The organism is Collinsella sp. BG-O-102 (assembly GCF_023656745.1).
GTDB lineage: Bacteria > Actinomycetota > Coriobacteriia > Coriobacteriales > Coriobacteriaceae > Collinsella.
The window spans coordinates 1-19,182 of the sequence record NZ_JAMOKO010000021.1; the positions used below are offsets into that span (position 1 = coordinate 1).

Consider the following 19,182-nt stretch of genomic DNA (forward strand, 5'->3'; position numbering starts at 1 on the left):
CATAGCGGTCCCTGTCCTTTCCCAGAACCTGTGTTATGTAGCAATTCCAGATTCTAGGACAGGGGCCGCTTGCGTTTGGCGGTCAGCCGTCGGCGCGCTTACACCAACATTTCCGACGCGATCAAAAAGGTATCCGAATAACATCGATACCCTCGATGTTAGAGAGATCGCTGCTGAGATGAGGCACGCGTACGCTCTTGATGACGAGAAGGTGGATGTCCTCGCGAAGCGTTATTTTGCTTTAGTTTCCGGGGCACATTATTCAGTCGATTGTTTGCACGACGTGCTCGAGGTTTATTACCTGTTATCTGATCTCGAATGGGAATGTCCTTTTTCGCAAAATGACTTTATCGAATATTGCAAGAAAGTGATCGATGCTGATCCAGAAAAAGCTTCTGAGTACCTTTCTGGACCAGTATTTTGTGCAGACGAGAGGCGGGAGAGACGGGCGCTCGCTGAAGATCTCAAGCGTTATGCTTGGGCAGAGTTGAATAAAAGAATGACGAGTCAGTTGATGATATCTGAAGGAGCGCAGGGACTGACGGGCAGGGAGCTTGCTCGTCGTCTCAACGATGCTGCGAAACGCGATGTCAAAGTGTTGGTTAATGCTAGTCCGAGGGTCATTGTCAAGACATTTTGCAGAGAAGATGCGTCGAATCAAGAGGCGCTTCGTGAGTTCTTTGTGCATCTTCATAACGTTCGGAATCCGGACGGAGTGCCATCGGCGGCTTTAGTTGAATGGATACATCAGATAAAAAATGCACTGGAAGAAACGAACATTGAAACGAAAACTGGAGCGATTAGAAGGCGCTGGTTCTTGAGAAATTTGGAGGAGCTTGAGAACCGATTTAGGTAACCCGTACAGAAGTAGCACCGATACTCCGCTTGCCGTGCGCTTTAGCGCCAGCGGTCTTGGTTTGCGCTTGCACGGTGCCGGCTTGATTTCATTTGTTGCATAGATCGAAGTATGAGCCGGTCGCGCCTTCTTCGCTGTGACCATGGTCTTCTATCCGTCTCAGCTGCATGGTGAGTTCGATTGCTTTTTCGGAGTGGCAATGATACGTATGGTGTGAAACGGATGGTACGCGGATAACGAGGGGCGAAAACAACGACAGCCCCACGCTAAAGGAAAGGAGCGGAGGAACTATGCCAGAAAATAAAATACCAGGCCTCTTCACCGTCTACTACATGAATCAGCAGAAGGTGTTCGAGACGAGGATGCTCCTGGACAACAAGCTCAAGACTACAAGCTCCAAGGAAAACCAGAACGGGACGACAAAGAGAGCATCATTGAACGCCGAAGCGGAGCTCAACCCTCCCTTCCTGACGAAACTCAGGGCAAAACTCGAAGGAAGCGTCAGGCACGAAAAACAAGAGAAGATCGTGGACACCCTCGAATACGTGAACACAAATAGCCGGATGCTCGCCGACATAATGGAGCACTGCAAAGCCCCCGAAAGCGGAACAACGCTTGCAGAAGGCGACCTCGCATATATTGGCGATGTCTCGCTGAAGCTCATCAATGAGGATGAGATTCGAGGCATCATGGCGATCATGAGCGGGACCTTTGACGGAATCACCGTCCCCGATGCCGGAGACCTCGACATCGGCCACATGATGCAATCCTTCATAGGAGACGGCGCAGCCTTCAAGCTCAGAGGAAACCGCGCAAGAAGAAGAACGCCGCTGTACGCGAAGATTCCCCTCGACGGAGAAGAGATGTTCGAAAGCGGGTACACAATCGACGACCTGCTCATCGGAAAGGTCGGCATCGTCGGGATATGCAAAGGGAAAATCACCCCGGCCCAGATGAAGAGCCCCTTTGATTACTTCCAGCAGCCAGGCGACCCAAAACGCACGCCGCAGAACGACATTGTTATATGCGGAAAGAACCCGTCACCCACAGCCATGACCGTCGGCGGCAATCGGGCAGAACAGGGCTATTACATAGACATCCTTGCTGTCATTCAGGCAGTGTCCTTCGAGGCTTGATAGGCAATGCCATGCGCAAACTCGTCACATACAACAAATCCCAGTATAAAGCCCTGATCGACCAGCTCGGAGTAGACGGCTTCAAGTTGATGTCACTTCTCGAACTACACGGAAGCGACCAAATCTCCGAGCTCCTTTCCGAGAAAAAGCTCGTCGTGGACGTTTCATCATTCATGGGCTTACTATCGGGTGATCTCCAGCTGGCATCGAAATTCGAGCTCCTCGTCCACCAGCTACCCTTTGGCACCCTCTTCATCGGAGACGATAAAACCGTGAACGAAGGAGCATACCAATTGAGAACCATGTTCGACGACATAATAGACTGCGACATCGAGGTCGATGAGGGCACCCAGAAGGACAAAAGAGGAAAGAGAACACTCGTATCCCTCGACGAACTCGAATTCATGCAAGTCCTCACCACCCTCGAAAGCGAGCTCATAGGCCAGATCGAATTCAAACGCTCCTTCGAATCCCGATCGCGCAGCTTCAGGCTCTTCAATGCGCTCGGCGAGCAGCCAGTATTCTCGCTGCTCCTTCTTGGCCCTTCGGGTGTCGGGAAAACAGAAGTTGCCAAGATCCTCTGCGAGGCAATCGCGCCATGCCAGCCCCTCCCTAAGGTCAATCTCGGGAACTACAGCAGTAAGGACTCTCTCAACTCCCTGATCGGCAGCCCGAGAGGATACATGGGAAGCGAAGAAGGCGAGCTGGGAAAGAAGATCGACTCATCCGATGCCGGAATTCTCCTGGTGGACGAGTTCGAGAAAGCTGAACCCGCCGTCTGGAACTTCTTCCTCGATCTCCTCGAGACAGGATCGTTCACGGACTCCCAAGGGATGGAGCATGATCTCCGCGGGTTTATCATCGTGTTCACGACAAACTGCCCCCTCGGGAAGATCGATGAAACTTTCCCGGCGGAACTCCTCTCCCGCTTCAGTTTGATGAGCCTCTTCTCCAAGCTAAGCATAAGCGACAAAAAGCTCTTTGTCGAAAGATACGTCTCCATGTTTGCCAAGAAGTACAGGGAGACTGATCTCAAGGGTTTGCCGACATTGCCGGACGACATCGCCGACAAGGCAAAGGTGGAAATCGACATTGAAGCGACCGAAAACATCCGGATCCTCAAGAACACAACAAGATCCTGGATCAGCGAATTCGTGGAGAAGGCCCGAAAGAGCAGTTCAATCACGACGCCGTCCTCCATCATCCACACCCAAATTTAACGAATATACATTCTTATTGCATCGCATCTACATTACCAAATCCAGATTGCTTGAGATGTCATGACGCAAGTTCAGATTCACTTCGGAGTATCATGCTGTCAATTTGAAGGATGCTACCTGCTTTTAAAGAATCGAAACGGAGGTTGTAAGTCGATTCTTCCTTTCACCGACTGACAAAACGATTTACACCTAATTGTGGACTTCGCCCACGCGATTTCTCTTTGCCCCCGCATCGATCTCGCTAAACTGATAAGTGCTGCCACCAGGGCATTTTCTGGTGCACATCCTATTGGCTCCTGCGAAGATCGGAGCGGGTATGTTTGCCGCCGAGTCCCACACCAGCCGTCATCACATCGCGATCGCTGCCATGGCCTGCCTATGCGTCTTGCTGGGCGGGCCTTCCTATGCCGCGGGCGCGGAGAGCCTGTTCATCGCGGGCGCGACGTACTGCGAGCCGGGCGTTTCGGGCCCCGGTTGGGCCTGGACCGATGCCGGCCATCTGGAGCTCGACGGCTACGCGGGCGACGCCATCGGCGCCGACGGCGACCTGGTCGTGACGCTTGTGGGGCAGAACTCGGTGGTCGAGTCGCAGGCGCCCGATGCGGTCATCTCGCAGTGCGGCATGGAGGTGTGGGGCGACCTGACGCTTAGCGGCACCGGGTCCCTGGCGGCATCGGGCTCGCAGTGCGCGATCCACGTCTCGCGAGCGCTCGTTGTGGACGGCTGCACCGTCGATGCCCGGGCGGACGGGGCGAACGTCACGGGCGAGGCCGTGGCCGGCGTGATCGCCGGCGACATGGCCGTGCGCGGCGGCGGGCGCGTCGTCGCCTTCGGTGCCGCGCCCGCCGCCGGCGTGTACGCTTATGGTTTGTACCTGCAGGACGCTGGCGACGGCTCGGCCGGGTGCGGGCTTTCGGTCGACGCCTCGTGGCTCGACGCGGCCGGTGCCGATGGCGGCGTTGCTTGCACGGGTGGGTCGCTCGTGTCCGCGCGGTTCGTGACGCCCGTGGGCGGGGCCTTCGGTGCCGGCGGCGTGGTGGATGCCTCCGGGGCCATGGCGCCGCATGTGGTGATCGAGCCCCTGGGCGCCACGGCGCCGGCGGGGGAGACCGACGGGCGCGAGGTGCCCGGTGGCGCGGGCGAGCCGGCTGGTGGTGCCGGTCCTACCGATGAGCAGCCCGGTGCCGGGCCCGCGACGGATCCCGTCCTTAAGCCCGCGACCACGACGCCAAAGACAGCCACGACAACCAAGACGACCAAAACGACAGTGACCAAGACCGCGGCGTCCACACCATTCAAGGCCAAGACCGCCAGCGCTGCCACCGCCACTCTCCCCAAGACCGCCGACAGCAACTGGATCGCCGTCTCCTTGGCGCTATTCCTGCTGGGGACAGCGCTTTTAGGTGCGGCACGCCGCTGCTGAGGCACCCGTTTGGGCTGGAAGAGGGGAGAGGCAACCGACAAAAAGCGAGTTTTACGTTTCCCAAAGTAGGGGCACACCGGCTGACGCCGGCGCACCCCTACTGTTGAACGGACAGTTTTAATTGCTCAAGATATGGCAGCCATAGCGTGCCCCAGCTCGTTCGTAGCCTTTACTCGACGGTGCAGAAGCGCGTGCACGAAATCCTGGCATAACGCGCGAGCAGCCGCAACAAGCGCTGCCATTGGGCATGACCACGCTGCTGGCCGCGCCCCTTTGTCTAGTCCTGCTGCCCTTCGTTCTGCTGGATCTCTTCGTTGAAGCATTCATCGGCCTTTTCGTTGATTAGCCACTTTAAGCAGACAGGGCACTTCTCCCAACTGTCTCCGAAGCCCCTTGAATATCAACTTCATCCGAACACCTCCCACATTCATCTGTGAGTGTACCGATGAATGTGGGAATCCGATGCCCTGAGGGCCGGATCAGCCGGTCCCGGGAGATTGGAGGACTCCACGTCTGAACCTCCCGCATCCCGTGCGGGCAAGATAAATGCCCGCAACGATTGCCGCTGCGAGCATTCTCCAGGCCGGTCACAAACCGGCAGGCTCCGACTATTTGACGTCACCGTGTAAGTGTAATACAATAATACATGACAGTAGGACACCATTAAGGAGGTAGACAATGGCAACCATCTCTATCCGAGTCAGTGATGACCTCAAGGCCAAACTCGAGGGATTGGCCCACGAATCGGGTGGCACCATCTCAGGAGTGGTCACCGAAGCCCTCGGATCAATGGTGGGTAGCCCCCGCACTGATTACCCCGAGGAGATGGCCCCGCTGACCATAGCGCCGGTCAACCGCCTCATCCTCCGCGACCAGGAGCTCATCCTTGCCGCCCTCTCGGAGGACGAGGAGGATGCCGCTTACCACAAGCGCAATGCACAGATATTCGAGAAGGGCTACGTGCGCGAGTACCCGGAGGCATTCGCCGTGCTTCGACCGGAGATTCCCAACTCACGCTGCGAGGAGCTGTACGACATCCTCGACATGTTCCGCGTCCTCAGGGCCTCATACGAGGACCTGCCTGAAGATGAGAAGGCCGAGGTGGACGAGCGCGACATCTCGCCTCAAGGCTTCGACTACAACGACATGGAGGAGGGGCGTCTCGCCGGCTACGTGAAGCACCTCTTTGCGGACAAGCGCTATGAGGAGCTCGCGGAGCCTCTGAGGAAGTACTCGGATGGCGGGAACTCGCATGGTCCCCGCCTCGAGATGTACCGCCGCATGCTTCACTGCTTCAAGCCCCTCTGGCGCAAGCATATGCTCGGCGACCGCTTCCTCGGCCTCGCCGAGATCGAGAAGGTCATCGCTGCGCAGCGCTACGACTCTGGCTACTAGGAGGGAGCAGCCGATGTCTGAAGACATCGGACGAATTCTGTAGTACATCAACGAATACATCAAGGGCTGGAGTGTCCACGGGACGGCCGGGAGCTGCCGGGGGGCCTACGGCGTGGAGGACGTGCCGCTCAGCGAGCTCGACCTGACGCCGGGGCTGATAGGGCGGGCGCACGCGTAGAGGGGCGATGCCCCGCTGTCCTGGCCTGAAGGGGAAAATGTAATAGGCGGGCCGACCGTCCGGCTGAGTCTGGGAAGAGGTGCCGGGCGGAGGGCGGGGCATGGCCACCGGACCCATCGAAAAACATCTCCACCGTTCCTTCAACTGGGAAAATGCCGCCCCCGAGTCCCGGGAGGGGACTCGGGGGCGTTCGGCTGGCTGCGGAAACGGCCTATCCGATCAATGTGTTCGGCTGAGATCGGAAATCAACCCCTCTCCGAAGCCCACGGCTCGCCATTCCTCGTGGGGCTCGTGCCAGGCGGTGTCATCCCTTGGGATCATGGGTTTGGTGCCAAGCGTCTTGTTCCAGAGGCGGCCATGGTGGGCGCAGCAGTAGTTCCTCACGGTGTTGAGCGCCACGAGGCAGAACTCGGCCACCTTGGCGCTGACTCCGAGCGTGCCCGCTATTATCCCACGTGCTCGAGTTTGCCGACGGGTTCTTCTCGGTCTGCCATGAGGCCGCGCGAGATCAGCAGGTCCGCCTGTTCGTCGTAGGTGAGGAATGGCTTCTCGTACTTCGTCTCGGCTCCAAGGACTTAAAAAAGACCCGCCAGTGTGCATGCTAAGCAGAGGCCAGGCGGGTTTACTGACAACATCTTAACGTGTCCCCTCGGCATTGGCTATTGAAATACTAGAACGCGTGCCCCAGCTTGTCCGTTAACCAATTGCTCTTGGCTCGGCGACATCAGCATGGCGCTCAAAGGCACCTCAGATCGCTGCCAAAATGCCTATATTTCGGAAGCGCGAGGAAAAATAAGCAATCCCTGAGCACAACCCGATTTTTGTCAATAAAACCGCGGTTAGAGACTTTGCCAATCTCCCTTACGTATGGCATCTTCAGATTTTGCCGCATGCTGCCGGATACAGCCCCTCTCTAATCACCGGCCTGCGGAACGGGCGGATGGCGATTGCCTTCCATTCAATCGGTAAGTAAAATTAAGACTTGATTACTCTTGTCGACATATCCGCTGCTGTTTCTCGTGCGCTGTCTCGTTACGACGTCCGCGAGGCATACCTATCTGGCTCCTTCGCCCGTGGCGAGCAAACGCCAGATAGCGATATTGATTTGCGTCTAGTCTGCGGTGAAACAATGACGTTCGGCACGCTATTCGAACTCTCCCTTGAGCTCGAAGAAGAGCTTGTGCGAGATGTTGAGATTGTCACCAACCCTCCCGAGCATATGCGTCCTGCATTCCGCAAGAGCATTGAAAAGGATGAGGTGCGTCTCTATGAAGCGGCGTAAATGGGATGAGGAACTCATCGAGGTCATTCTTTTTGATTGCGAAGCTCGCATATTTTGATCTCGCTACACCAATAACTACTGCTGCCAGGCAATTTATTGGCGCAGTTTCCATTGGCTCTTGCGAAGGTCGGAGCGGTCATGCTTGCTGCCGCGTTCCACACCAGCCGACACTACATCCTGTTTACTGCTTTGGTCTGCCTATGCGTTTTGCTGGGCGGGTGCTTTGCCGGCGCGGCCGGCCTCATCGCGCCGGCGATGGCCTGACTCGCCAAAAAACCTCGATGCAATCGCGTTGCGCGTATCGGCGACGTGTCATACGTATAGAATCAAAGCATCCGCACGAAGGTTATCAATTGGATTGGACACCACATGGAGATCCCCAGCACCCTGTGCAGTAATATCTACGACTTTGCGTTTTGCCCCGAGCCCTGTTACGACCGCCTGGTAGACCTCGCCGATCCCTAGGACTGGGGTCCCAACAACCGTATCCTCAAAAACTACCTGTCGTTCTCGTTTAGCCGCGCGGTGTTTCTGACCGAGCGCGACGTAGACCAGACCGCGCCGTCCAACCTGCCGCTGGTGTTCGACGACGACCGTTGCCTGTTCAACACCGGCCTGTACACGCGCCGCTACGAGACCATCTACGGCTTGTTTGAGCCCAATTCCAAGCCCGACGCGCGCCAGCATTGGTTTTTGAAGGGCTTCTTTAAGGAGAGCGACCCCATGCTGGTCTCGTTTGAGTACCTGCCGTGCCGCGTGCGCTTTGCCGAGGACCCCTCCGAGCTGGTCTTTGACTACCGCTTGCCGATCCGCTCCAACATCGACCACATTCTGGGCGACGAGGAAAACCTCACGCGCATCCCCGCCAGCCTGATGGGGGAGGGCAACTCGCTGCTGCTGCGCCGTGCCTTTGAGGGCGCCGTCGTCGAGGCCGCCCGTCGCGCCGCCGCCAACTACACGCTCGCCGTGCCGCAGTTCTATGGAGGCCGAATCCAGCTGCTGCTGCCGCTGTGCCTGACCGGCGACAAGCCCGAGCTGGCGCTGACCATCCAGCGCGAGGACGGCTTCTACGCTGCGCGCACCTGTCTCACGCTCGATATGGCCTACAACAACGCACGACTCATCTGCCGCCCCGAGACCTCGTGGATCAAGCGGTAAAGGCTCGTTGAGCTGCGGGTTTGCTGTTTATTTGGACTGCGCCAGAGCAGCCAAAGCCCACGAATTTAAAATCGAGGGCAAAAAGTTCTTGGTAAACCACGCGCGGCTATGATAGTATCTCTTTTGCCAAAAGGCGACGGGCGATTGGCTCAGGGGTAGAGCATATCCTTCACACGGATGGGGTCACAAGTTCGAATCTTGTATCGCCCACCATCAAAAGCAAAGGTCAGAGGTATTAAGCCTCTGACCTTTTTCTTTTTGACACCAAGTGTGACACTAAAAACCGACACCATGATCGAATCCATGTTGTCCGAGACGCCGTTGGACGGGCGCCGGGCGGCGCCGCGGAAAGTTTTCCAAAATTGTCCTTGCATCGCCGCCGGTGTTCCCGTATAGTACTTGTTCGCACGGGGGCGTAGCTCAGCTGGGAGAGCGCTTGACTGGCAGTCAAGAGGTCAGGGGTTCGATCCCCCTCGTCTCCACCCGAGTATTGAATGAGGCTCCAACGCTAGTTGGGGCCTTTTTTCATATTGGCACACAAGGTCTCCTATCGACCGATATTTAAGCTATATAAAAAGAAGAAGGCCAGACTTAGTGTCTGGCCTTCTGTAAATTCTGGTGGGCCCTCCGGGATTCGAACCCAGAACCCAGGGATTATGAGTCCCCTGCGCTAACCGTTGCGCCAAGAGCCCTTGAAGTTAGTGGCAACGATAGTAATGGTGGCTATCCATTTGAATTAGTTTCGCACCACGATGAAAGATACTACCATGCGCGCGTTGGTCGTTCAACGCACGATCTTGTCCGCCAGGAGGATCATGGTGCCGCCTTTGGCCCTCTTGCCTGCTTCCAGCGCCCCGGGCCGGCCGCCGGGCGCAGCCGCGGAAAGTTTTTCCAAAATTGTCCTTGCATCGCCGCCGGTGTTCCCGTATAGTACTTGTTCGCACGGGGGCGTAGCTCAGCTGGGAGAGCGCTTGACTGGCAGTCAAGAGGTCAGGGGTTCGATCCCCCTCGTCTCCACCCGAGCATTGAATGAGGCTCCAACGCAAGTTGGGGCCTTTTTTCATATAGGCACACAAGGTCAAAGGCGGCACCATGATCCTCCTGGTCGACAAGATCGAAAAAAGCTTCGGCGCGCGCGTCCTCTTTAGCGGCGCGTCATTCCAGATCAACCCCGGCGAGCGTTTTGCGCTCGTGGGCCCCAACGGCGCCGGCAAAACCACCATGCTCAAGATCATCATGGGCATCGACAGCCCAGACGCTGGCCAGGTCCAGTACGCCAAGGACTGCCAGGTAGGCTATCTAGAGCAGGAAACTAACCTGGAGCAAAAGGACACCACCATCCTTGCCGAGGTCATGGCCGCCGCCAAGGAAATCCGCCGCATGGGCGTGCGCGCTAACGAGCTGCAGGCCCAGATCACCGAGCTCTCCGAGCAGGGCAAAGACGTCGACGCCCTCCTCAACGAGTATGGCCAGGTCCAGGACCGCTTTGAGCATCTGGGCGGCTACGAACTCGAGAGCAACGCCCGCAAGATCTTGTCCGGCCTGGGTTTTAAGGTCACCGACTTTGAGCACCTGTGCTCCGAGTTCTCCGGCGGCTGGCAGATGCGCATCGCGCTGGCAAAGCTCTTCCTGCGCCACCCCGACCTGCTGCTGCTGGACGAGCCCACCAACCACCTGGACCTCGAGAGTGTCCAATGGCTGCGCGGCTTTATCGCCAACTACGATGGCGCCGTCCTCATCGTCAGCCATGACCGCGCCTTCATGGACGCCTGCGTCGACCACGTGGCCGCCCTCGAGAACCGCCGCGTGACCACCTACACCGGCAACTACAGCAGCTACCTTAAGCAGCGCGAGGACAACCTGGAGCAGATGCGCGCCAAGCGCGCTGCCCAGGAGCGCGACATCGCCCACATGCAGGTCTTCGTCGACAAGTTTCGCTACAAGCCCACCAAGGCAGCCCAGGCGCAGGAGCGCATCCGCAAGATCGAGCAGATTAAAAAGGAGCTCGTCATCCTGCCCGAGGGCCACAAGCACATCGACTTTAAGTTCCCCGATCCGCCACGCTCCGGCGACATGGTCGTGGGCCTAGAGGGCGTCTCCAAGTCCTACGGCGATAAGCACATCTACAGCGACATCGACCTTAAGCTCTACCGCGGTGAGCACGTGGCACTCGTCGGCCCCAACGGCGCTGGCAAGTCCACCCTCATGAAGATCCTCGCCGGTCTGGAGCCGCCCACCACCGGCACCCGCGACCTGGGAACCAACGTCGGCGTCGCCTACTATGCCCAGCATGCGCTCGAGGGCATGACCGAGTCCAACACCGTCCTGCAAGAGATCGACACCGTCACGCCCAAGTGGACCGTGCCGCAGCAGCGCAGCCTGCTGGGCGCCTTCCTGTTTAGCGACAACGATGCAATCGAAAAACAGGTCCGCGTCCTCTCCGGTGGCGAAAAGGCGCGTCTGGCCCTGGCAAAGATGCTCGTGGCCCCCGAGGCGCTCCTGTGCCTGGACGAGCCCACCAACCACCTGGACATCGACTCGGTGGACATGCTCGAGAATGCCCTGCAAAACTTCCCTGGTACCATCGTGCTGATCAGCCACGACGAGCACCTGGTACGCGCCGTTGCCAACCGCGTGATCGACATACGCGATGGCAAGGTCACGGTCTACGACGGCGACTACGACTACTACCTCTACAAGCGCGAGGATCTCGCAGCCCGCGCCGCCGCCGAGGCCGCAGGGGAGAGCGCGCCTGCCGCGGCCAAGTCCACCAAAGCCAGCGCCGCCCAGGCCGACACCCCCGCCGCGGCGCCTAAACCTGCCGAGGGCAAAAAGACCAAGGAGCAAAAGCGCGCCGAGGCCCAGGCCCGCGCTGCGCTCAACAAAAAGCTCAAGGGCGTGCGCAACCAGCTTAAGAAGATCGAGGCGGAGCTCGACAAAAAGCGCGCCCGCTATGACGAGCTTATGGAATTGATGGCAAGTGAAGAGCTTTATGCCGATCAGGATAAGTTCAACGCCGCGCTGGGGGAATATAACGGCCTTAAGCAAGAGCTGCCCAAGCTCGAGGACGAATGGCTCGAGCTTTCCACACAGATTGAAGAGGAGACCGCGCGTGAACTCTCGTAAGGCCGCTGCCGTGGCGATGAGCATCATCGCCATTGCGTGCCGCATCTGCGGCATCTTTATGAGCGCGATGACCGTGCTGTTGTGCTTTAGCGGCCTGACCGCCAAGCTGCAGATCGTCGGCTTTGTCGTTGAGCTTTCGCGCGCGCTGCCGAGTGCCATCGCCGGCTACGGCGTCATCACCTCGCCCTTTGGCGGCGTGTTCCGCTTAGATTACGCCATCGTGGCCGTCATCCTGTTTGTGGTCGACCACCTGCTCACGCGCGCATCGCGCCGCGTCCGCTAGGAGGTGCTATGTCCAGCAGCTACCTCATGAATCTGCTTGCCAGCGCCGTCGCTGTCATCGTTGGCATCGTGATCCACGAAAGCGCGCACGCCGCCGCGGCCTGGGCGCTCGGCGACAAGACGGCACGCTCCCGTGGCCGCGTCTCGCTCAACCCGCTCAACCACATCGACCCGTTTGGCACCGTCCTCCTGCCGCTGCTTATGCTCGCGGCCGGCGGCCCGGTATTTGCCTTCGCCAAGCCCGTGCCCGTCTATCTCAACAACCTCAAGCACCCCAAGCGCGACGAGGTCCTGGTGAGCGCGGCAGGCCCCGCATCGAATATCGCACTCGCGTGCCTGGCCGCAGCCCTCATGCACCTGGTCTATGGCAACCTCTACGCCAGCATGTCTTTTGGCGTGGCGTCGCAAATCATGAACTTCGGCGCTGCCTTTATCGTGGTTAACCTGTCGCTCGCGTTTTTTAACCTCATTCCGATTCCGCCGCTTGACGGCTCGTCTATCATCGTGCCGTTCCTCAAAGGTAAAGCGCTCACCAACTACTACCACCTGCAGCAATACGCCATGCCCATACTCATCATCGTGCTGTATCTGCTGCCCATGTGGACCGGTATCGATGTGATCGGCCGCTATTTCGACGTTACCGTGTATCCGCTGGCTGAGTGGCTGCTCAACTTCGCAATCGCCGGCATCTAAGGTAAACTTACAGGTCGACCGCGCAAAACGGTCGCAACATGCACCCAAACCGCGCCGCGAAGGCGCCGTCAAAGGAGGTCGAAGATGTCGTATCGCGTGTCGACGCAGGTCTACAGCGGACCGTTCGACCTGCTGCTGCAGCTGGTAACCCGTCAAAAAGTAGATATCGGCGCCATCTCCATTAGCGAGGTGGCCGAGCAATACCTGGCCGAAGCCGAGCGCATCGAGGCGCTGGACCTGGATGTGGCAAGCGACTTTTTGCTGGTCGCGGCTACGCTTTTGGACATCAAGGCCGCCTCGCTGGTGCCTCAGGAGGCCCCGCGCAAAGCCGATGATGATGACGAGCTCGACGATGACCTCGAGGAACTCAGCGCGCTCGACGGCGATGCCCTGCGCGAGGTCCTGATCCAGCGCCTGATCGCCTACAAGCAGTTTAAGAGCGCGGCGGCAGCCCTTGGCGCGCGCATGCAGGCCGAGAGCCGCATGCATCCGCGTGTGGCCGGCCCCGACCCGGAGTTTTTGGGCCTCATGCCCGACTACCTGGCCGGCATCACCCTGCGCGGCCTGGCCGTCATCTGTGCCGACCTGGACGGCAAGCGCCAGACCTTCCTGTTGGAGGCCGAGCACGTGGCACCGCATCGCGTGCCGCTCGACCTGACGGTGGCCTCGGTCGACCGCTTTACCACGGCGCACCAAACCTGCACCTTCCGCGAGCTGTTGGACGGAGACGCCACCACCGAGCAGCTCGTCGTCACTTTCCTGGCCATGCTGGAGCTCACCAAGCGTGGCTCGCTCACCCTGAGCCAGGACGAAATCTTTGGAACCATCCGCATCAACCGCGTCGAGGGCGCCGAGGCCTACGTACCCGGCGAGGGCCCCGAGCTCACCGAATAGGAGCGGCAACCATGTCAACCCTTTCCCCGCTGGAGACAAATAGCCTCAAAGGCGCCTTGGAGGCGCTCCTGCTGGTGTCGAGCGATCCGGTGAGCGCGCCCGCGCTGGCTGGTGCGCTGGATATCGCCCCCGGCGAATGCGCATCGCTGCTCGCCGAGCTCAAAGTTGAGTACGAGGAGGCCAACCGCGGCTTTCAGCTGCGCGAGGTCGCCGGCGGCTGGCGCCTGTTTACGCATCCCGCATATCACGACGTGGTCGAGGCCTATGTGTTGAGCTGGGACACGCAAAAACTGTCGCAGGCGGCACTCGAGACCCTGGCCGTGATCGCCTATCACCAGCCCGTGACGCGCGAGGTGGTCAAGGGCATCCGCGGCGTCAACTCCGACGGTGTCATTGCGTCGCTCGTTGACAAGGGCCTGGTGCGCGAGCTCGGGCGCGACCCCCAGCGCGGTCAGGCCATCATTTACGGCACGACCAACGCCTTTTTGGAGAAGTTCGGTCTGCGCTCCACCCGCGACCTTCCCGATCTGGAGCAGTTTGCCCCCGACGAGCAGTCACGTCAATTTATCCGCGAGCGCCTGAGCGGCCGCAGCATTCAGTCCACGCTCGAGGAGCAGGCTGAGGATCTGGACGAAGAACGTGAGCTGCTCGATACCGATATTGATGATGTCGAGGCAGTCGGCGGCGAGGAAACGCTGTCCACCGACGACACTGCGGAGGATACGCATGACGAAGACTAACGAGACAGGGGAGATGCGCACCGGCGCTGCGGCGCCCAACGCGGATGTGCACAAGTCCGACGCCCAGCCCGTCTATCCGCACACCATGCGCCTGCAGCGCTTTTTGGCGCGCGCAGGCGTGGCGAGCCGCCGCGGGTCGGAGGACCTGATGACCGCCGGCCGAGTGACGGTTAACGGCGAGGTCGCGACCGAGTTGGGCACCAAGGTCGATGTCGACCGCGATCATATCGAGGTCGACGGCATGCCCGTTAAGCTCGACCAGGGCGCCGTGTACCTGATGCTCTACAAGCCGACCGGCTATCTCACCACCATGAGCGACCCGCAGGAGCGTCCCTGTGTGGCGGACCTGGTTCCCCGCGACCGATTTCCGGGCCTGTTCCCGGTGGGCCGCCTGGACCGCGACACCACGGGCCTTTTGCTCTTTACCACCGACGGCGACCTGTCGCAGGACCTGCTGCACCCGAGCAAACACGTCTACAAGACCTACCAGGCACTCGTGGACGGCGAACTGTCCGACCGCGACCTCACGCCGCTGCGTCGTGGCATCGAGCTCGACGACGGCCTATGCCAGCCGGCAATCTGCCGCGTCATCACCGCTCGCGAAGCCGAGGCCGTGGCTCCGCAGGGCGTCAAGCCCGGCACCACCGCCGTGGAGGTCATCATCCGCGAGGGTCGTAAGAACCAGGTCAAGCGCATGCTGGGCAAGATCCACCACCCGGTGATCCGCCTGCATCGCAGCAACTTTGCCGGCCTGGAGCTCAAGGATGTGGCCAAGGGCTCGTGGCGCGAGCTCACCGACCGCGAGGTGCAAATCCTCAAGGCCGGCGGCATCCCGCCTAAGCAGGCCAGCTCCAAGCGCGACAGCGGCAAGCCCCAGGGCACGCCCGCGGCACGCACGCGTCACCACGGCAGCCACGGCTCCGCGCCCAAGCGCAACACCTACCGCGAGCGCTACACCGGCTAGGCAGACCGCCAAGCCGCAGCGCCCGCGTCCCATACCAGCACGTCAACCACCGAAAGGAAGCATTGCATGATCGTCGCCATCGACGGCCCCGCCGGTTCCGGCAAGTCCACCATCGCCAAGGAGATCGCCCGCCAGCTGGGCTTTAACAAGCTCGATACGGGCGCCATGTATCGCGCCGTCACCTTCGCCGCGCTCGACCGCGGCATCGACCTGGACGACGAGGCTGCCATCGACGCCCTCGCCGAGCAGATCGAAATCCGCTTTACCAACGGCACCGGCGAGGACACACGTCTGACCATTGATGGCCAGGACGCCTCGGCTGCCATCCGCACCCCGCAGGTCGACGCCAACGTGTCCAAGGTCTCGGCCTACCCGGGCGTGCGCGCGGCCATGCTCGTCCATCAGCGCCGCGCCGCCGAGGATCGCGACATCGTGGCCGAGGGTCGCGACATCGGAACCGTCGTGTTCCCCAACGCGCAGGTCAAGGTGTTCCTGACCGCCGACCCGCGCGAGCGCGCCCGTCGCCGCGTGCTGCAGCGCCACCAAAACGACGCCCAGCCGCTCACCAGCGAGCAGCTCGAGGCCGAAGTCGACGAGACCCTCGATGCCCTCAAGCAGCGCGACAAGCTCGACAGCAGCCGCGAGGTGGCGCCGCTCGTGCCCGCCGAGGACGCCGTGCACGTCGACTCCACCGCACACACCATAGACGAGGTCGTCCACATTATCGAGGACCTCATCAACCAAAGGAGGTAGCCCATGCGCCTGTTTAAGCAGACGCCCGAGGATTACTACAACGCCCCTTATGCCGAGTTCCCCGTGCTCATCCGCGGCACCGTCTTCGTGGTCATGGCAATCCTTTGGGCCTTCTCCAAGCTCATGTGGCGCTGGAAGGTAGAGGACGCCGATCTGCTGTTTGAGCGCCAGGAAGGCCGCGGCAGCGTGGTCATCTGCAACCACACCTCGATGGCCGAGCTTTTGGCTGTAGAGACGGCGCTGTTCTTTGGCGGCCGCCGCATTCGCCCCATTTTTAAGTCCGAGTTTGCCAAGAGCAAGATCGTACGCTGGGCCTTTAGCCGCGTTGGTGGCATCCCCGTGGAGCGTGGTACTGCCGATATGAAGTGCCTGCGTGCCGCCCAGCATGCGCTGCAGCGCGGCGAGGACGTCCTGATCTTCCCCGAGGGCACGCGCATCCGCTCGCGCGAGATCAAACCCGAGGTCCACGGCGGCTTTGCGCTCATCGCCCAGATGGGCAAGGCACCCGTGAACCCGCTCGCCATCTGTGGCTGGTCCGACATCACGCCTGCGGGCAAAAAGATCATGCGCCCCAAGAAGTGCTGGATCCGCGCCGGCAAGGCCATCTCGCTTTCCGACGCGCCAGCCGGGCTTAAGCGCACGGAGCGTCTGGCCTGGTTTGAGTCCGAGGCCATGAACCGCGTCTACGCCATGCGAGACGAGCTGTGCGCCGAGCATCCGGGCAGGTTCTAGCCATGGACGAGAACGTTATGGGCACCACCGCGACCGCGTCCGACCAGGGCGGCGCGCCCACCATCGAGATCGCAGCCCATGCCGGCACCTGCTACGGTGTGCAGCGCGCGCTCGACATGGCGCTGGCCGCCGCGCCGCAGGCAGGGGAGAGCGCTCAGGTCCACACCCTGGGCCCGCTCATCCATAACCCCATCGTCGTGCGCGAGCTCGCCGAGGCCGGCATTGGCTTGGCCGAGACCCTGAACGACGCGGCATCGGGCACCGTAATCATCCGCGCCCACGGCGTGGTGCCGCAGGTGATCGAGGCGGCTCACGATCGCGGTCTTACCGTGGTCGACGCCACCTGCCCCTACGTGAAAAAGGTCCACATGGCGGCGGAACGCCTGGTACGAGAGGGCTATCACGTGGTGGTCGTGGGCGAGCCGGGCCACCCCGAAGTCGAGGGCATCCTGGGCCACGCCGGCGATGATGCGCAGGTCGTAAGCTGTGCCGCCGATGCGGACGCGCTGCCGCTCAAGGGCAAGGTGGGCCTCGTTGTACAGACTACCCAGACCGCACAGAACCTCGCCGACGTCGTAGCTGCCATCACCCCGCGTGTGCAGGAACTGCGCGTGATCAACACCATCTGCGCCGCCACGAGCGAGCGCCAGCAGGCCGCCGCCGCACTTGCCAACCGCTGCGACTGCATGGTCGTCGTGGGCGGCAAAAACTCCGGCAACACCCGCCGCCTGGCGCAGATCTGCGCAGACGCCTGCGAGCACACGTATCACATCGAGGAAACTTCCGAGCTCCAGGCCGCGTGGTTTACCGACGCTCACCACATCGGTATCACCGCCGGAGCCTCCACCCCGCAAGAACACATCGAACGCGCCGTCACGCGCATCAAGGAGCTTTGCTGCTAACCATGGACCAGACCGTACCCGCATACGCCGCCGAGGTGGCCGATTACGGGCGCAGCCGCGACCCCGAGCCGGGTGAGGGCGCGCTCGTAAAGAGCGTTCGTCCCGAATCGCCCGCGTGGGATGTGGGTATCGAGCCGGGAATGCGCGTGCTCACGGTCAACGGTGAGACACTCACCGACATGATCGTGTGGCTCTGGGAGGCCGACGACGACACGGTCGACCTCGAGGTTTTCGACCCGCGCGACAACAGCGTCACCCCCGTCGAGCTCGACCGCTTCCCGGGAGAGGACTGGGGCCTTGAGTTCGATGGCCCTATCTTCGACGGCATGCGTACCTGCGTAAACGCCTGCGTGTTCTGCTTTATGACGATGCTGCCCAAGGGCGGCCGCTCCACGCTCTATATCCGCGATGACGACTACCGCCTGAGCTTTTTGCAGGGCAACTTTGTCACGCTGACCAACCTCACCGACGACGACGTGCAAAACGTCATCGAACGCAACATGAGCCCCATGAATGTGTCGGTCCACGCCGTGAGCCCCGACGTCCGTCGCCGCATGATGGGCCGCAACGCCCAGCGCGGCATGGACGTGCTCGAGGCCATCATGGCCGCCGGCATCGAGATCCACGCGCAGATCGTGCTGTGTCCCGGCATGAACGACGGTGAGGAGCTGCAAAAGACCCTACGCTTTTGCGAGGAGCACGAGCAGATCACGAGCCTGGGCATCGTACCGCTGGGCTTTACCAAGCACCAGAATCGCTTTACCTGGTCATACAGCGACAAACCTGAGCTCGCGCGCGAGACCATTGCCATGATCCGTCCCTTCCAGGATCGAGCCTACGAGCGCTTTGGCCGCCACACCTTCCAGATGAGCGATGAATTCTATCTGGACGCCGGCATCGATCCTCCCGAGGCGGACTTCTACGACGGCTACCCGCAGTACTACGACGGCATCGGCATGATCCGCTCGTATCTGGACGAGACCGACGACGTGCTTGCCGCCGACGCCGAGCGCCTGGCCCGCGTTCGCGAGGCAATTGCCGGGCGCGGCCAGCGCCTCCTGTGCCTTTCCGGCGCCAGCGCGCGCGACACCGTGGCGCGCTTTGTGGAGTCGTCACAGGGCCTCGACGGCACCGTCACGGCCATCAAAAACCATTACTTTGGCGGCAACGTGGACGTGACCGGCCTCATCGTCGCTTGCGACATTCTGGAGCAGCTGCCGCAGGACCTCTCGGGGGTTATGCTCTTTGTGCCTAAGCTCATGTTCAACGCTGACGGCATGACGCTTGACGAGTATCATCGTGACGATTTACTCGCAAGCCTTACCAGTCGCGGCGCCGAGGTTCATGTGGTGTCGACCATGCCGCATGAGCTGCTCGATACCCTGGAGCACATCCTTGGCATTGTGCCTGCCGACTCTAACACTTCCACTGACCCTACCCATTAAAGG

17 protein-coding genes and 4 tRNA genes are annotated in these 19,182 nt (G+C 60.5%); 20 read left to right on the forward strand and 1 reads right to left on the reverse strand.

Going from position 1 to position 19,182, the window contains the following annotated elements:
* From NBH09_RS09065 to NBH09_RS09105, 9 genes are all read left to right on the forward strand, one after another.
* A partial coding sequence (locus tag NBH09_RS09065) for a hypothetical protein (RefSeq protein ID WP_250787753.1) occupies positions 1-856 on the forward strand: 856 nt, incomplete at its 5' end.
* 290 nt (positions 857-1,146) lie between these two features.
* Positions 1,147-1,992: a hypothetical protein gene (locus tag NBH09_RS09070; RefSeq protein ID WP_227790872.1), complete on the forward strand. Its 846-nt coding sequence runs from the start codon at positions 1,147-1,149 to the stop codon at positions 1,990-1,992.
* A gap of 11 nt (positions 1,993-2,003) precedes the next feature.
* Positions 2,004-3,212, forward strand: coding sequence for an AAA family ATPase (locus NBH09_RS09075; protein ID WP_250787754.1), 1,209 nt, complete (start codon positions 2,004-2,006; stop codon positions 3,210-3,212).
* Between the two features lie 316 nt (positions 3,213-3,528).
* Positions 3,529-4,635, forward strand: coding sequence for a hypothetical protein (locus tag NBH09_RS09080; protein ID WP_250787755.1), 1,107 nt, complete (start codon positions 3,529-3,531; stop codon positions 4,633-4,635).
* A 678-nt stretch (positions 4,636-5,313) separates the two neighbouring features.
* A complete protein-coding gene (locus NBH09_RS09085; RefSeq protein WP_227790875.1) occupies positions 5,314-6,030 on the forward strand; it encodes a YfbU family protein in 717 nt (238 codons plus the stop codon).
* Positions 6,031-7,190: 1,160 nt separating this feature from the next.
* Positions 7,191-7,490, forward strand: coding sequence for a nucleotidyltransferase family protein (locus NBH09_RS09090; protein ID WP_227790876.1), 300 nt, complete (start codon positions 7,191-7,193; stop codon positions 7,488-7,490).
* Between the two features lie 486 nt (positions 7,491-7,976).
* Positions 7,977-8,648: a DUF3825 domain-containing protein gene (locus tag NBH09_RS09095; protein ID WP_350446093.1), complete on the forward strand. Its 672-nt coding sequence runs from the start codon at positions 7,977-7,979 to the stop codon at positions 8,646-8,648.
* A gap of 138 nt (positions 8,649-8,786) precedes the next feature.
* Positions 8,787-8,861: transfer RNA gene (locus tag NBH09_RS09100), tRNA-Val, on the forward strand.
* A gap of 196 nt (positions 8,862-9,057) precedes the next feature.
* A tRNA-Ala gene (locus tag NBH09_RS09105) sits at positions 9,058-9,130 on the forward strand.
* A 134-nt stretch (positions 9,131-9,264) separates the two neighbouring features.
* Here NBH09_RS09105 and NBH09_RS09110 read toward each other — a convergent pair.
* A tRNA-Ile gene (locus NBH09_RS09110) sits at positions 9,265-9,340 on the reverse strand.
* A gap of 252 nt (positions 9,341-9,592) precedes the next feature.
* Between NBH09_RS09110 and NBH09_RS09115 the strand changes: the two genes are divergently transcribed.
* From NBH09_RS09115 to NBH09_RS09165, 11 genes are all read left to right on the forward strand, one after another.
* A tRNA-Ala gene (locus NBH09_RS09115) sits at positions 9,593-9,665 on the forward strand.
* Between the two features lie 75 nt (positions 9,666-9,740).
* Positions 9,741-11,774 carry an ABC-F family ATP-binding cassette domain-containing protein gene (locus NBH09_RS09120; protein WP_250787757.1) on the forward strand — a complete coding sequence of 678 codons (2,034 nt, stop codon included), beginning with the start codon at positions 9,741-9,743 and terminating at the stop codon, positions 11,772-11,774.
* Positions 11,761-12,057: a hypothetical protein gene (locus NBH09_RS09125; protein ID WP_250787758.1), complete on the forward strand. Its 297-nt coding sequence runs from the start codon at positions 11,761-11,763 to the stop codon at positions 12,055-12,057. Before NBH09_RS09120 ends, NBH09_RS09125 begins: the two co-directional genes overlap by 14 nt.
* Before the next feature lie 8 nt (positions 12,058-12,065).
* Complete coding sequence (locus NBH09_RS09130) at positions 12,066-12,749, forward strand: site-2 protease family protein (RefSeq protein WP_250787759.1); 684 nt, start codon at positions 12,066-12,068, stop codon at positions 12,747-12,749.
* Positions 12,750-12,833: 84 nt separating this feature from the next.
* Positions 12,834-13,643 carry a segregation and condensation protein A gene (locus NBH09_RS09135; RefSeq protein ID WP_250787760.1) on the forward strand — a complete coding sequence of 270 codons (810 nt, stop codon included), beginning with the start codon at positions 12,834-12,836 and terminating at the stop codon, positions 13,641-13,643.
* Positions 13,644-13,654: 11 nt separating this feature from the next.
* A complete protein-coding gene (gene scpB / locus NBH09_RS09140; RefSeq protein ID WP_250787761.1) occupies positions 13,655-14,383 on the forward strand; it encodes an SMC-Scp complex subunit ScpB in 729 nt (242 codons plus the stop codon).
* The gene (locus NBH09_RS09145; RefSeq protein WP_171025247.1) at positions 14,370-15,347 is read left to right on the forward strand and encodes a pseudouridine synthase; all 978 of its coding nucleotides are present in this window, start codon (positions 14,370-14,372) and stop codon (positions 15,345-15,347) included. The genes scpB and NBH09_RS09145 overlap by 14 nt, the downstream gene beginning before the upstream one ends.
* A gap of 66 nt (positions 15,348-15,413) precedes the next feature.
* Positions 15,414-16,100, forward strand: a complete 687-nt coding sequence (gene cmk, locus NBH09_RS09150) for a (d)CMP kinase (protein ID WP_138340986.1) — start codon at positions 15,414-15,416, stop codon at positions 16,098-16,100.
* A gap of 3 nt (positions 16,101-16,103) precedes the next feature.
* Positions 16,104-16,832, forward strand: a complete 729-nt coding sequence (locus NBH09_RS09155) for a lysophospholipid acyltransferase family protein (protein ID WP_138340988.1) — start codon at positions 16,104-16,106, stop codon at positions 16,830-16,832.
* Between the two features lie 2 nt (positions 16,833-16,834).
* Entirely contained in the window at positions 16,835-17,734 is a 900-nt protein-coding gene (locus tag NBH09_RS09160) for a 4-hydroxy-3-methylbut-2-enyl diphosphate reductase (protein ID WP_250787762.1), read from the forward strand.
* 2 nt (positions 17,735-17,736) lie between these two features.
* The gene (locus tag NBH09_RS09165) at positions 17,737-19,179 is read left to right on the forward strand and encodes a DUF512 domain-containing protein (protein ID WP_250787763.1); all 1,443 of its coding nucleotides are present in this window, start codon (positions 17,737-17,739) and stop codon (positions 19,177-19,179) included.
* Positions 19,180-19,182: the final 3 nt, after the last annotated feature.

Excerpts from the sequence above, each read along its gene's own strand:
- NBH09_RS09070 (WP_227790872.1), top strand. The coding sequence starts at position 1,147 with ATGCCAGAAAATAAAATACCAGGCCTCTTCACCGTCTACTACATGAAT.
- NBH09_RS09075 (WP_250787754.1), top strand. The coding sequence starts at position 2,004 with ATGCGCAAACTCGTCACATACAACAAATCCCAGTATAAAGCCCTGATC.
- NBH09_RS09080 (WP_250787755.1), top strand. The coding sequence starts at position 3,529 with ATGTTTGCCGCCGAGTCCCACACCAGCCGTCATCACATCGCGATCGCT.
- NBH09_RS09085 (WP_227790875.1), top strand. The coding sequence starts at position 5,314 with ATGGCAACCATCTCTATCCGAGTCAGTGATGACCTCAAGGCCAAACTC.
- NBH09_RS09120 (WP_250787757.1), top strand. The coding sequence starts at position 9,741 with ATGATCCTCCTGGTCGACAAGATCGAAAAAAGCTTCGGCGCGCGCGTC.
- NBH09_RS09130 (WP_250787759.1), top strand. The coding sequence starts at position 12,066 with ATGTCCAGCAGCTACCTCATGAATCTGCTTGCCAGCGCCGTCGCTGTC.
- NBH09_RS09135 (WP_250787760.1), top strand. The coding sequence starts at position 12,834 with ATGTCGTATCGCGTGTCGACGCAGGTCTACAGCGGACCGTTCGACCTG.
- scpB (WP_250787761.1), top strand. The coding sequence starts at position 13,655 with ATGTCAACCCTTTCCCCGCTGGAGACAAATAGCCTCAAAGGCGCCTTG.
- NBH09_RS09145 (WP_171025247.1), top strand. The coding sequence starts at position 14,370 with ATGACGAAGACTAACGAGACAGGGGAGATGCGCACCGGCGCTGCGGCG.
- cmk (WP_138340986.1), top strand. The coding sequence starts at position 15,414 with ATGATCGTCGCCATCGACGGCCCCGCCGGTTCCGGCAAGTCCACCATC.
- NBH09_RS09155 (WP_138340988.1), top strand. The coding sequence starts at position 16,104 with ATGCGCCTGTTTAAGCAGACGCCCGAGGATTACTACAACGCCCCTTAT.
- NBH09_RS09160 (WP_250787762.1), top strand. The coding sequence starts at position 16,835 with ATGGACGAGAACGTTATGGGCACCACCGCGACCGCGTCCGACCAGGGC.
- NBH09_RS09165 (WP_250787763.1), top strand. The coding sequence starts at position 17,737 with ATGGACCAGACCGTACCCGCATACGCCGCCGAGGTGGCCGATTACGGG.